Consider the following 15482-nt stretch of genomic DNA (forward strand, 5'->3'; position numbering starts at 1 on the left):
ATTATTGTTTTAATTCAACTCTTGTTTTCTTCACATTCAAAGCGCTATTCCCTACCATCACATCAAATAATCCGGGCTCAACGGTCCAACCTTTACAAGCGGATTCAAATCCCAATTCCTTTTCCGTCAGCATAAAACTGATTTCTTTCTCTTCACCCGGTTGCAGTTCCACTTGTTGGAACCCACGCAATTCTTTCACCGGTCTTGTAAGAGAAGCTACCAAATCCCGGATATACAATTGTACAGTTTCTTTTCCTGCATATTTACCAGTATTTTTCACCTTTACACAAACTTCCAAAGGAGTTTTCAGGCTAAATACCGAATCCTTTACTACTGGTTCTGAAATTAAAAAATCAGTATAGCTCAAACCATAACCAAAAGGATATGCAGGTTCAAAATCAATATCCTGATAACGACACGAATAACCTATCTCTTTATTCTCTGGACGACCGGTGTTTTTATAATTATAATAAATCGGAATCTGCCCTACATGCGCCGGGAATGTCATCGGAAGTTTTCCCGAAGGATTATAATCTCCGGCCAACACATCTGCAATGGCATTTCCCGCTTCCGTTCCCAACCACCAAGTTAATAATATGGCATCTGCATGGGGAGTCATTTCATTAAAAATCATTGGCCTGCCACCCATCAGCAAAACAACCACATTTTTACCTGTCTTTTTCAACTCTTTCACTAGCAACTGATGATTGGGATGGATGTTGATATCAGCACGTGATTTGGCTTCTCCACTATTTTCAAAGCGCTCGCCTACTGCCACAATTACCACATCCGACTGCATTGCAGCATTACGGGCATCCATCAAATGAAGTTCATTTGTTGCCAAATCATAACCATCCGCATACACAACGTCGGACTCAGGATATTTATTTTTCAATCCTTCATACACAGTCACCACCTCATCTACAATACCCTCATTCGCCCAAAAGCCCAGCATATCTTTCTGAGATTTAGCCAAAGAACCGATAACTGCAATTTTTTTCGGGTTATTCAAAGGTAAAGAACCTTGGTCATTCTTTAATAAAACGATAGACTTGGCACCAGCCTCCCGGGAAAGGTTTTTCAATTCTTCAGAAAGAACAACCTCCTTTTCACGTGTCTCGTCACAATAAAGAAAAGGATTATCAAACAATCCCAACTCAAACTTCTTAAACAAAATACGACGCACAGCATCATCAATATAATCTTCTGACACAGTACCTTCTTCAACAAGTTTCTTCAAATGAATATGATAAGCTCTGGACTCCATATCAATGTCACAACCTGCTAGAATCGCCTTCTCTGCCGCCCCCTTCAAATCTGAAACATAGCCATGAGGAATCATCTCACGAATAGAACCCCAATCAGAAACAGTCAACCCATTGAAGTTCCAGGAACCTTTCAATAAATCACGCTGAATATAAGTATTCCCTGTTGCCGGTATACCATTTATATCATTAAAACTATTCATAAAAGAAGCGACACCTGCATCAACTGCCGCTTTAAAAGGCGGAAGATAAACTTCATGCAATGTCTGTTCGGAAATATCTACCGTATTATAATCTTTTCCTGCAATACATGCTCCGTACGCCGCAAAATGTTTGGCACAAGCCATAATAGTGTGTGGATCCGACAAATCATCTCCCTGAAAACCGTTAACCCGGGCTTGGGCAACTTTACACCCATACCAGGTATCTTCTCCTGCTCCTTCCATTACACGTCCCCAACGGGCGTCACGACTAATATCAATCATTGGAGCAAAGGTCCAGTGAACGCCTTGCGCAGAAGCCTCTTTTGCAGCACCGGCAGCTGTACGTTTCATCAAGTCAAGATCAAAACTGGCAGCCTCGCCCAATGGAATAGGATAGATAGTCCGCAGACCATGCACAACGTCCAAACCAAACATCAAAGGAATACGTAGACGTGACTGCATTGCATATTCCTGCAACTCACGGGTATGTTTGACACTTTTTATATTCAACATGGAACCGACTTTCCCGGCTTTAATTTGTTCTATTTTAGTAGGATCTTCCACTACCGGTCCGGTTGCCTGCCAATTGCCTGTATATTGATTCAACTGCCCTATTTTTTCATCCAGAGTCATCAATTTCAATACGGAATCAACTCTCTGTTCATATTTATCGGGAATACTAAGTGTAGAGACCTTATCCGATATATTTCCTCCACACGAAACCAAAAACAACATTCCCGTAGCAAGTTTTACAAATGTCTTCATACTTTCTCTATTATTTAGTTTTATCATTTAATTACTTTTATCAAATTATCGACTCTCGTACGCATACGCCCGGCCAAATCAGCTTTATTCTTAATCAGATTCTTTTTTTCATAAGGGTCTTTTTTAATATCAAAAAGTTCCTCATAAATAGGAGTATGCGATTGATTATTCACAAAATATCGCATATATTTATAACGCTTCGTTACAAGTCCTTCCGTCTGTGGTATATACACATACCATCCTTTTTTATCTAAATTCATTAGGTGCTCGTAAAGAAATTCCTGCCTCCATTTTATCTTTTTACCTTCCATCAAAGGACGCAGACTTTCTCCTTGCATCTTTTCAAGCTGCCTTATCCCTGCATAATCCAGCATGGTTGAGGTCAGGTCAATATTCAACGCTATCTCATCAATTTTCTTTACCGGTTTCTCTAATCGCGGATCATAAATCACCAAAGGCAATCTGATTGACTCCTCATGTCCATACCATTTCCCTTCCAAACCATGCTCTCCCAAATAATAACCATTGTCACTAGTGAAAATAATCAGTGTATTCTTATCGAGTCCCATTTCCTTCAGCCTTTTTCTCAACTTGCCTATTGCCTCATCAATCCCCGCAATCAACCGATAATATCCTTTCACAGAAGACTGATACTTCTCATCCGTTCCGTATCTATTCTTAAAACGCACATATCCTTCATTTTCCCATTTACCATCTTTTCTAAAAGATTCGGGAAATAATCGATAGTAATTTTCTCCAAAAGTCTCCGGTTTATCAAAGAATTCGTCTTCGTACATAAAACTATATTTCTTATCAAAAGGAAACGGATCCTGTTCCGATTCGGTATGTGGACTTTTAAAACTCACTGACAGACAAAAGGGCTTCGTTTCATCCCTATTAGCCAAAAACTCGTCTATCTGTTCGGAAATCAGCCCCGTCAGATGCCTGGGATTGCCATCCTTATCTTTTTGATAATATGTTCCTTGTCCCGCAAGCCCCCTCCAATAATCAAACTCTTTTTGAGGTAAATAATTTCCTACACCATACTTTCCGATAAAACCGACATAATACCCATTGTCTTTCATTAACATTGGATATGTGTTTTTCAGTGCCTCTCCCCGTAAAGTACCCGAAAAGTCCGTAATTCCGTTACGGCGATTATACATACCAGTAAATATACTCGCTCTGCTGCAACAAGAAATGGCAGATGTGGCATACATATTGGTAAAAACCGTACCATCGTTTGCCAAACAATCGATATGAGGAGTTTGAATAGTGGTCTTGTTCATATACCCTACCGCATCATATCGCAAATCATCCGCCAAAAGAAACACAATGTTCATTTTTCCTTTTTCATAAGCCATCACCATTTGGGAACTCAAAGCTAAAATTCCCAACGAAAACAGATTATATTTCATTATTTATATTGTTACGTTTAACACTCGGTTCTACACCTCAAAAATATAATTGCCGGAACCCACGGATACTAATATATAGTTTTCATTATGAGTCTCAAGAATCCGACATTCTCCGACATCTTTCAAAGGTATGCCGCTTTCCGTGATTTCTTCTGCAGCTTTTGCCGGCAAATAAACAATCGCTTCGGAATTGGCCGGTATTTGTACATATAACCGGATTTTTCCAGATTTACGCACCCAACGGCAGGCAATATCCCCGTATGGCGAAGTGTATGAAGTAGAAGCCGAATTAATTCCTATCGGCATTTGAGGTTTTATTTTTATCTTCTTAAAACCAACAGATTCCCTTTGCTGGCTTATTCCACCCAAACCACTAAAGAACCATTCCATCAAATGCCCAAGCATACAGTGATTATTCGATACAAAACCATACGCCTGCCAGGATTCCGTCAGCGCAGTAGCCCCATAAGCCAGTTGCCATCCATACCCGGGGACGTCATATTTGGTATTCATTTTATAAATGATATCAGAATCTCCGTTTTCTTCCAAGACTCTCAACAAATAACGATAACCGATATCTCCGGAGGTCAAAGCGTAATTACGATTCTTAATATCATTAATCAAGTTCTGATATACAACCTCCCGATTCTGTTCCTCCACCAATCCGAAATAGAGAGAAATTGCATTCGCAGTCTGACTGTTACGGTCATATTGCTTAGTGGCAGTATTATAAAATTTCTCATTATAAGCCTTTCGGATGCAAGTAGCCAATTGTGTAAAACGCTCTTCATCCTTTTCCTCTCCAAGCAGTTTTGCTATTTGAGACATTATCGACGCATTGTAATAATACATACCGGTTGAGGTCACTCCATTCGATGTTAACTGCGAATACCCCGGATGCTTAGGTCCCAAATCAAACCAATCCCCCAAGCCATAAGCAACAATATAATTATCCGCACGAGTCGACAAATATTCCAAATATCGCTTCATATACGGATAATAAGCAGATAGCAGACTTTTATCTCCATACCATCTATAAACATACCAAGGTATAATAATAAATGCACTTCCCCATTCCGGAGAGTTCTCGAATCCATCGGCAAAACGTACATACTCCGGAGCAATAGAAGGAACAATGCCTTCCTGTGTCTGAGAATCTTTTATATCCCCCATCACTTTGCTATACAAACCATCCAACTGATACCTGTATTGCATGGCATGCTGCATAAGGTGAGCCACTTCAAGCCATCCAAGTTTCTCCCGGTGAGGGCAGTCGGTCAAAATACTTGCCAAGTTACTACGTATCGACCAGTCAATTAACTCATAGATCTTATTGAACATCGGCAGGGAACAAGAAAAAGACCCTGCTTCCGGAGAAGAATTTGTAGTATGCATCCCTGTCAATTCTACCAATTCAAGCTTTTCAATATTAGATACTTCAACATATCTGAATCCATAATATGTGAACTGCGGTTGCCATTCTTCCACCCCTTTTCCACTTAACGTGTAATTCCATAAATAAGGTCCACCCGACGCCCGTTGATTGACCGTACTATCTTTTTCCAGAAGTTCGCCGGGTTTCATCGTCATTTTATGCCCGCTATGACCTTTTACTTTCAAACGAATTATTCCTGAAAAGTTCTGTCCGAAATCAAAAACCCAATTCCCCTTTGAATTCTTATACTTCCGGACAACAGGAAGTATATCACGTACTGTAAGCGGAGCAGAGACTTGCGCTTTCAACCCCATCTCCGTTTTTGCAATAACCGGAGTTTTCCACGAATCATCATCAAATCCGGGATTCATCCAGGAAACCTGATATTTTCGGGCATCATAATCCTCTCCTCCATAAATACTCGAATAAGTAATCGGGCTTTCACAGACTTTCCAACTCCGGTCCGTAACAACTACCTCGGAAGAACCATCCGCATACTTTAAAGATAAGGCTAATTTCACCTTGGGAGCTCCAAAAGAAATCAATTGTTTGAAATAACGCTCACGAGGTACATTATAAAACCCGTTTCCCAGCATAACTCCCATCACATTTCTTTTCTTCAGTAATGCTGTCACATCAAAAGTCTGATAAAGAGCCGTCTTTGCATAATTTGTCCATCCCGGATCTAAAAAATGGTTTCCCACTTTCTCCCCGTTTATATAGAAATCAAAATGTCCCAATCCTGAAATATTCACAATCGCTTCTTTGACTTCTTTATTTATAGGTAGTTCTTTTCGGAACATTGGCAATTTATATCCACCCACTTTCCGATCACCGATCATCTTCCGAACCAATGGAGCATGTATTCCCGGATATAAGTTTTTCGCAGAATCATCCTTTTCCAAAGCAATCCATTGAGCCTTTCCCCAATCCCGTTCCTTCATCATGCCGGTCACAAACGAACCTTGTCTGCTCCATGCGGATTCTTCGCCTGCTTCATTCCAAACCTTGACTTTCCAATAATATCTAGTCGCGGAATGAAGTTCTTTACCTTGGAAAGGAACAAGGACGGAATTTGAAGAAAGAAACGTTCCTGAATCCCAAACAGTACCTTTATCGGCTGTCAGGGCATCCTCAGTATCTGCCACCAATATGCGATAAGCAGATTGGCGATAACCACGTTGCTGACATGCAACCTTCCAACCAAAACGCGGGGACTTACTTCCTATTCCCGACGGTTCAATTTGTTGTTCACATGTTATCTCATAAACGCTAAAAAGTGAAGTATTCCTTGAATGAACCGGCAAAACAGCCAGTAATAAAAGATATATGAAATATATATTATTTTTCATAGGTCACTACTTTAAAATTATCTCCACGTTCTTTCATCCATTTAACCAATAAACTACGGTGCTTTTTAAGAATCTCCCAGTACTCTTTTGAATAAGCCAAATTTATCGTTTCACCGGGATCTGTCATTAAATCAAACAATTGCTCATTACGTTCACCCGATGAATATATAGCATATTTATAGCGTCCGGTACGAATCATGCGCCCTTTTCTTGTCCTGTCTTTCAAATGATCCGCCAACTCCGCCACCACAAAATCACGCCAACGCTCTTCAGTTGGAAATATAGCCCGACGCAAACTCATTCCCGCAAAATTCGTCTTCGGGCTCACCCCGGCATAATCACAAAATGTCGGGACAAGATCGACTAAAGAAACTAAACCGGAGTTAACACCCCCCCGCTGCCACTTTTCCGGCAATACCATAATTAAAGGAACTTTGACAGATTCCTCGTAAAAACTAAGTTTTGCCGCCCATTCGTGAGCAGCCATACCGTCACCATGATCTGAAGTAAATATAATAAGAGAATTTTCGTACATTCCATTACGTTTCAAGGCTTCTATCACCTCCCCAATCTCCTTGTCAACCAACTCCGTCAATCGATAATACGAATTTAAGTAAGCCTGCCATTCTCTTCCGGAAAACCGGGACGACAACTGCACCTCATCTCCATAAGGGTTCGGCTTGACGCGTTTGTCTATTATGAACTCCGGCTCATCTACATTTTTACTGAAATTTCCGGGCAATGGCGGCAAATAAGACAACGAATCAGGATGTACCCCCATTGGTTCCGGCAATTTATATTTTCCAAAAGGACGAATATTCAACAAGGAATCCGACATTGTTTCCCAACCGACTTTACGGGGATACATACAAATATCGTGGGGGTTATGATAACTGACCGCCAAAAACAAGGGCTTCTCTCTTTTATCATAACCATCCAAAAACGAAACGACCGCATCCGTCAATGGCGGATCTGTTTCCGCTCCCAGCAACCAATGCTTGTTAGGTGCGTCCCAAAAAGGAAGTAATTCAAAACCATGCAAATATTTTATCTCATGTTTTGAACGCTGCGGATAAATTTCAGGAATATGCCATTTTCCTGCCCATACAGTCCGATAACCATTCTCACCCAACAGGTCACCGACGGTATGTATGCCTTCGCTTAGTTTTGAATTGTCATTCCATTCAACTCCCGCTTCACGAGCCATCAGTCCCGTCACGATACTTGCACGTGAGGGGCCGGAAACAGGAGAAGTACAATAAGCGTTCGTAAAACGAATTCCATCATTAGCCAAAGCATCCATATTGGGGGTATACAGGAAAGGATTACCCGCCGCACTCATGGCATTTACATTCTGTTGATCCGTAAAGATTAGAATAATATGCGGACGCTTCTGCGCAAAGCCCAAGAGCGGCAGTGCACAACAAGAAGACAACCAAACTTTCGTTATGCTTGAACGTTTCATCTCATTATAGTTCTATTTTTGTTTATACCTACTGAAAATAATCTAATTGTCACTGCCCGATCGCTTGCAAATCGAGATTATACTCCCAACATTACAACTTTTTATTATCAATCAGTTGTCTTTTTGCCGCATTCTGCCAAATCAACGGATCTTTTCTTTGCTTTAAGTCCTCATAAAGAGCTTTTCTCAAACGAACAAGTTCCGCTTTATATTCTTTTGAATAAACTAAATTGTTCAGTTCCCAAGGATCGCTTTCCAAATCATACAATTCATCCGTATCTGTAAGGTTCCATACATATTTCATACGTTTGTCACGTATCATACGTTGCACGAACAAACCAAATTGCTGACCGTTGTAATTACTGAACGCATATTCCCTCCAGTCTGAGGCCTCCTTTTTTTCTTCGATCAGAGGTAACAAGGACTCTCCCTGCGTTTTATAATCCAACTGATACATATCACAAAATGTTGCAGCCATATCCAGTTGATTATTGACAAACCGATCGACGATCCGATGTGACACTCCGGGAATTTTCATCACTAGAGGTACATGTACTTCCTCTTCATACATTACATAGTGCTTATCCACCATGTTATGTGAACCGGCAGCGTCTCCATGATCTGTAGTATATACAATAAGCGTGTTATCATACACTCCCATTTCCTTCAAAGCCTCAATAACCATACCTACAGCATCATCCAATTGAGTGATATTGGCAAAATAACGCTGCAAATAACCCTGCCACATCTCCCAATTCGAATCTTCCAACTCCCAATTATAAATCTGCTGTCTCTGAATATAGGGTTTATTCGACAAATCATCCCTGTAGTTCGGCCATTCCTGTATTTTTTCCTTATCATACATAGCGAGAAACTCACGAACAGGATAACATGGTAAATGCGGATCACTCGTATCAAAACGGACATGCCATTTTTTACCTTCGGATTGATATTTCTTAATCATTTCAATCACACGTTGTGCCAACCAATGTGTACGGGACTGCATTTTATCAACCGGATCATATCCTCCCATTACCCATCGGGAGTCCTGCCAGACATAATCAGGAAGATTATTCTTCTTACGCCAATTATTATAACTCCACTCCGGCACATAATCATCAAATCCGAAATCTTTCGGAGATTTCCGGTCGCTGACATGCCATTTACCAACATATCCCATCTTTATATCTTTCTCTGATAATTTCTCGGTCCACGTCGGACCATTGAAAGGAGTGACAGGCAACGTTATATCATAATTCCAAAGTCCCTTATGTTGTTCCGGCCATTTACCGGAAATCAAACTTTGACGGGCAGGACAACTTGTTGGTATACACGAATAGGAATTAGTAAAAATAACTCCTTCCGAAGCGAGTTTATCGATATTAGGGGTTTTCACCAAGCCTTTCCCTGAAAACCCTGTACAATCATAACGGTGTTGGTCCGCCTGAATAAAAAGTATATTCACATTTTCCGGTTTATTATCTTGTGCTTCCATCGTTTGAGAAGCGGTTAACAAACACAATCCTGAAATAAAAAAGTTATTTTTCATCTTTGATTCACTTTAACTCTAAATGTATTTTCTTGGTGAATGTTTCCTCAATGAAACACTTGTATTTTTTATGGCAAATAGCTCTAAAGTAGGAGGGACAAATCCCTCCTACGATAAAAAGTTTATCACAAAAATTCATTACTTACTCAAACATTATAGGAATCATTTTGCTATGATTGTAATCTCCTCCATTGGCAATATGAGTTACTCCTACACGGATATAATAGGTCGTCCCTTTTTTCAAATCCAAACCACTTACTTCGTAGGTGACTTCTGCCTCTTCTGAAGTCGCATGCTTCACTGCCTTTCTTTGAGTATTAGGCAAATCCGCAAATATAAAATTCGGATACTCGTTCCACATCACAGAATAATAATTAAACTTATTACCTTCGTTCCCACGAGCCTTGAAATGTACTACAAATTTCGTAGGATCACTCTTGTCATAGTCAACACTAAAATCAAATACTGAAACTCTGGGAGTCAATTTATATTCCCTATCAAGAGTACAACCATCCGTTATCGTTATTTCATCCTGAGCATTATCTATAATAGAAGCCCCGTTCTTACGAACATTCACTCTGTATGTACCTGCAACTAAACGTGATAAATTAAAATGACCGTCAGGTTTTGAAGTCACACTGCCATTAGCCGCTACAACAGGCTCCAAAACGACATCCACATCAGCTAACCCTTCACCTGTTACAGCATCCAACACGTATCCACTTAATGTTCCTTGTTCAAACTCGTTCATGTCATCACACGAATAACCAATGAACATACAAACCAATATATATAAACAAATCTTTTTCATAATCATGTTTTTTATTTCCATTCTTCATTTTGTTCTAAGTTCGGATTTCTAAGCAATTCTTCTTTAGGTAAAGGCAAAAAATAAAATTTCTCTAAAAACACCGGTTTATTCGTTTTATCATGGCGCTGTACGCGACGTGTATAGGTATAAGAAATCTCTTCACCATTTATCTTTTTACGTATCTCCATTGCTGTCACTTGATTGTTTAGTTTAAGATGTGCTAATTTCCAACGACGCAAATCCCAATAACGTTTATTTTCAAAAGCCAATTCTATATATCTTTCATTTTGAACCAATGTCCTAAAATCATCTTTAGATATGTTTTCTGGTATTCCATAACGTTCGTCATCACCTGGAAGTATACCGGCACGCTTACGAATCAATTTTAGTTGTTCTACGCCTTCTTCCGTTTCTCCAATTTCATTCGCTGCTTCAGCCAAGCCCAACAAGACCTCAGCATATCGAAGTTCAACCCATTGTGTATAGCTTCCTTTTCCATAGCCATAATCACCTTTCGTTCCGTCCAAAGACTCATCTGTCATTTTTCTCATATAATATCCTGTACTTGTTGCAGATTGATGAGAATCAATACCATCAAAATTATACATTGGAGAATTAGGGTCGGTGGATTCTGAAACAAATGTATACACCTTTTCGTTTCTTGGTCCGTATGTATCTCCATTCCATACGACAGTTGCTCGAAGGCGAGGGTCACGATAATCATACGGATTGGTTTCCGGATTACTTTTTACATACGGAGTACCATCTTTCATGGGAAACGCATCTACTAACTCCTGTACCGGACAATTGGCTGTTGCATCACCCACTGCCTGCGAACGCATCATATTACCCGCATCCCAACCATGAGTAATAGTTCCCTTTTTATAATCTTTAAACCATATTATTTCTTTGTTGTTCTCTCCTTTTTCTTTCCAAATTTCCGAAAATGTCGGATGCAAATCATAAACATCCAGTTCAATCACATCCTTATAGGTGTCGTATGCATCCTCCCAATATTTTCTTTCATTAGTCGGATTAAACATCGGACTTGCTCTATACAACTGTATTCTTGCACAGTATGCAAGTGCTGCTCCCTTTGTAATTCTTCCCCAGTTATCTCCACTGTATGTAATCGATAACAAATCTGCAGCTTCCTTCAATTCCTTTATAACAAAATCAAAACTTTCATCTGTCGTATTCCTTTTAGGATACAACAAACTCTCATCCGTTTCATCTTTGTCTATTACTTTAGTTATGATAGGTACTCCTCCATACACCTTTATCATTTCCCAATACAGATGAGCACGGAAGAATCTCACTTCTCCTATAAAACGGTCACGTCGTTCCTTTTGAGCCTGAGTAGCATTAGTTGGTAAAATATATCGTTCTTCAATATTTTGCAAAAACTCATTAGCCTTGCGTATACCACCATAATACCATTTTTGATACGGTACATCCGTACGATCGGCACCAAAACGCACACCATTTATCCAATTCACTGCACGACCATTATATCCACTACGAGCTTCATCGGAAATTATTCCCAACTCAGCGAGTCCGGGTCGTTCAAATAAACCGGTCGGCATCCAATTGGCATAAAATGAATTAACATTCAGCTCAATCATATTAGGATCACTCCACACATACGAATCATCAATAGCGCCTAAATTCTTTTTATCCAAAACATCTTCGCAAGAAACGGCTAAAAATGCGATTAAATAAAATATGTATTTTTTCATTGTATACTCATTTAAAAAGTTATGTTTACTCCCATATTGAAAACCCTTTGTTGAGGATAATAATTCGGTCCTCCATCCTGTTTTTCCGGATCATACCCCGGCATATGATCTATAGAGAACAAATTGCTTCCGCCAACATATATCCGCAAACGGTCCACTCCCACTCTCGACAATAAATCTTTTGATATGGAATATCCTAATTCTACATTCTTCAATCGAACATAGTTACCATTAATCAACCAGAATGTGGATGATTTATTATTTGACGGATGGTCAGGGCCCCAGGCCTTAGGATAGCGTGCATCACGATTATCCGGAGTCCAATGGTCTTCATACAAATATTTAGGCAAATTGGAAGCACCATTAATAAACATTTGAGTGGCAAAACCACTTAACATCACATTCCTGTTGGCAGCTCCCTGGAACAAAGCACTAAAATCAAAACCTTTCCATGAAGCCGAAAGATTCAAGCCAAACATTATTTCAGGAGTGTTGCTATAAGGAGAAACGACTTTCTTATCACGTTCGTCTATAATTCCGTCATTATTTAAATCTGCATATTTCACATCACCGGCCGTTGGCTGTGTTCCTTTAAACCGCGGCCATGCGGCTGCTTCTTCATCACTCTGAAATAATCCGAGTGCAACAAAACAAGCCCGATATCCCATTGTTTTTCCTACCGGAATATTCCAAGGTTCCGCCCCTGCAGCATAATCTTTTTCTATAACCTTATTTCTTGACCAACTCACATTTCCACCCACATGATACCGAAAGTCTCCTATTTTATTATCGTGCTTTACTTGCAGTTCAAACCCTTTCACTTTCACAACACCATAATTTTCAGAAGGCAAAGTTGCACCGAAAGTTTGAGGCATTGAAGCATTCCTTGAACCTAAGATATCGTATGTACGTTTATAGAACACATCCGCTTCCACAGCAAGTAATCCCTTATAAATAGATGCGTCCACCCCAAAATTGAATGTTGCAGTTTTTTCCCAAGTTAAATCAACATTCGGAATGCCACCGCTTACAATTGATTTTATCGGTGCTTGATTAAAAATATAGGCATCACCAAACGAATAGTTAGTCAACCACTGCCAGCCTCCTACAGCATCATTACCCAAGATACCGTACGAACCTCTGACTTTCAAATTATCCAAATTAGAAAACTTCTTCATGAAAGCTTCTTCCGATAGCCGCCATCCCAAAGATACTGAAGGAAAAAATCCCCATCTACGATCCGGGTGAAATTTTAATGACCCGTCATAACGGAACGAAAATTCAGCCAGATATTTGCCTTTGTAATCATAATTAAAGCGCCCTATGAAACCTTTGCGAGCATCTTGAGCAGGAGTTCCCCAATTTGACTGTTCTTCATCATCTCCACCTGCAAACAGCTGATCAATAGAAGTGAATGGAAAATTAGTTCTTGAAGCCCCTAATGTAGATCCCAATGATTCAAATTGTTCGTACACCAACAATCCGGACATAGAATGTCCTTTTATCTTTTTATTATATGTTAATGTCAAAGTAGATGTCATATTATTTCCAATGTACATTTCTTCCGAAAGAGAGGTTTTACCAAAAATGCGCTCATTGGCAACACTACCATCATCTCCCAACAAATAGAGAGAATAAGGAGTTAAAAATGACTTCGAATGGTTCGCACCTCGCACGTAGCTAAACAAAGCATTAAACTTCAATCCGTCTACATAAGGAATTTTTATATCAAAGCCTAGTTTAGCCCGATAATTATTCTTTTTATTTCTTTTATACCCGCTATCGTCACGTTCTGCTACTGGATGTCTACTACCCATATCATAGTAACTACCATCCGCGTTATAAATCTTTTCTAATGGAGACCGTCTAACCACATACTCAAATAATGAAGCAGAACCAACTTGTGGTTGTTCTAAAGTACTCTCCATCCCTTCCAAATCTAAACGGACATTGATATAATTATTGATTTTTGCATCAATATTAGCTCGCAGATTATAACGTTTATAATCAATTCCATCATACATCCCTTCATCGTGCAAATATCCTAAAGACATAAAATATTTGATCCGATCACTTCCACCGTTCACACTCATGTTATATTTCTGATTCAATGAATGCTTTTTGAAAGTTTCTCCAAACCAATCAGAACTCTCTGTTCGTGCTTTTTGAATTTGTTCATCATTGTAAAACAAATGCGCGTCTGAAGAGTTATTTATATCATATCCCATATTAGTTTGTGCCTCATTCCAAAGAGTTGCATACTCATAAGCGTTGAGTAATTCCGGATAAGCAGTAGGTGTAGAGATACCTAAATTTGTAGAGAAAGAGAATTTAGGTCTGCCATTCTCACCACGTTTCGTCGTAACCAATATTACGCCATTAGCTGCGCGAGAACCATATACCGCCGCAGATGCATCCTTCAATACCGAAATATTCTCTATTTCATCAATGTTAATCGCATCAAAAGCTTCTTTATTCACTTGAATCCCGTCAACAACATATAATACGGGCGCATCGTTCCAGGATGACTTCCCACGAATCAGCACTGATGCTCCTTGTCCCGGAAATCCATTTGCAGCCATTGAAATCACACCGGGCAATCTACCTGCCAATAAAGTGGAAGTATTACTTGCATGGGTTTCTGCGATATCTTTAGAAGAAATAGTCGCAACAGAACCGGTCAAATTTACCTTTTTCTGCGTACCATAACCCACCACTACTACTTCATCAAGCAGTTTTGTATCTTCTTCCAAGACTACTTTTAATGTTTTTCCTTCTTTTACCTTAACTAATTGAGGTTGATAACCGATATAGGATACGTTAATCATTGCTTTATCTGACGATACAGATAGAGTAAAATTTCCTTCGATATCAGTTACAGTACCAACAGAACCGTCTTTTTCTTTAATAGTAGCTCCTATGACAGGCTCATCATTTCTATCGACGACTTTACCGGAAACTTTCATTTTTTTATCTTGTTCAGGTACCAAAATATCTGTTGATAGAATTATTTTCTTATCCAATACTGAAAACTTCACACCCGTGCCGGCAAAAACTTCTTTCAAAACTTGAAAGATATTACTGTTATTGGCAGATACGGATACACGACGGCTCAAATCAACATGCTTGTTGTTAAAAAAGAAGTCAAAATCCGATTGAGCTTCTATTTCCTCCAAGATTTCCCCTACTGTTTGGTTACGCACATCAATACTTATCATTGCTTGCTGTGCATACACTTCAGTAGCCCATGTGATACTGACAGAACAAATGAGGCAAATAATAAATAGTTTCATAGATAGTGGAATTTGTTTTAAGGTAATCCAAAACGAGTTTATCATCCGTAATAATTGGATGCTACAATAATTTTGCATAATTTTGTAATGACTTAAAGTTAATAAAAAGTTTATCTAAGCTTGTCGCCAAACAAGCGGTAGAAAGATTTACTTATTTTCATACGGGAGATACGCCAATATCTTCCCG

At 39.4% G+C, this 15482-nt stretch carries 8 protein-coding genes; all 8 read right to left on the minus strand.

Going from position 1 to position 15482, the window contains the following annotated elements:
* Nucleotide 1: 1 nt before the first annotated feature.
* On the minus strand, nt 2-2233 hold the full coding sequence (bglX, locus tag HMPREF9009_RS22160) for a beta-glucosidase BglX (RefSeq protein ID WP_053095329.1): 2232 nt from the start codon (nt 2231-2233) through the stop codon (nt 2-4).
* A gap of 23 nt (nt 2234-2256) precedes the next feature.
* Nucleotides 2257-3651 (minus strand): sulfatase family protein, encoded by a 1395-nt coding sequence (locus HMPREF9009_RS22165; RefSeq protein WP_004315868.1) that lies wholly within the window; start codon nt 3649-3651, stop codon nt 2257-2259.
* 30 nt (nt 3652-3681) lie between these two features.
* Entirely contained in the window at nt 3682-6438 is a 2757-nt protein-coding gene (locus tag HMPREF9009_RS22170; RefSeq protein WP_049703281.1) for a family 78 glycoside hydrolase catalytic domain, read from the minus strand.
* Nucleotides 6428-7903: a sulfatase family protein gene (locus HMPREF9009_RS22175; protein WP_049703282.1), complete on the minus strand. Its 1476-nt coding sequence runs from the start codon at nt 7901-7903 to the stop codon at nt 6428-6430. The genes HMPREF9009_RS22170 and HMPREF9009_RS22175 overlap by 11 nt, the downstream gene beginning before the upstream one ends.
* 91 nt (nt 7904-7994) lie before the next feature.
* Nucleotides 7995-9452, minus strand: a complete 1458-nt coding sequence (locus tag HMPREF9009_RS22180; RefSeq protein ID WP_049703283.1) for a sulfatase-like hydrolase/transferase — start codon at nt 9450-9452, stop codon at nt 7995-7997.
* A 142-nt stretch (nt 9453-9594) separates the two neighbouring features.
* Nucleotides 9595-10263: a carboxypeptidase-like regulatory domain-containing protein gene (locus HMPREF9009_RS22185; RefSeq protein WP_008997691.1), complete on the minus strand. Its 669-nt coding sequence runs from the start codon at nt 10261-10263 to the stop codon at nt 9595-9597.
* 11 nt (nt 10264-10274) lie between these two features.
* Nucleotides 10275-12002, minus strand: a complete 1728-nt coding sequence (locus HMPREF9009_RS22190; protein ID WP_049703284.1) for a RagB/SusD family nutrient uptake outer membrane protein — start codon at nt 12000-12002, stop codon at nt 10275-10277.
* An 11-nt stretch (nt 12003-12013) separates the two neighbouring features.
* The gene (locus HMPREF9009_RS22195; protein WP_049703285.1) at nt 12014-15295 is read right to left on the minus strand and encodes a TonB-dependent receptor; all 3282 of its coding nucleotides are present in this window, start codon (nt 15293-15295) and stop codon (nt 12014-12016) included.
* Nucleotides 15296-15482: the final 187 nt, after the last annotated feature.

Source organism: Bacteroides sp. 3_1_13 (assembly GCF_001185845.1).
Lineage (GTDB): Bacteria > Bacteroidota > Bacteroidia > Bacteroidales > Bacteroidaceae > Bacteroides > Bacteroides xylanisolvens.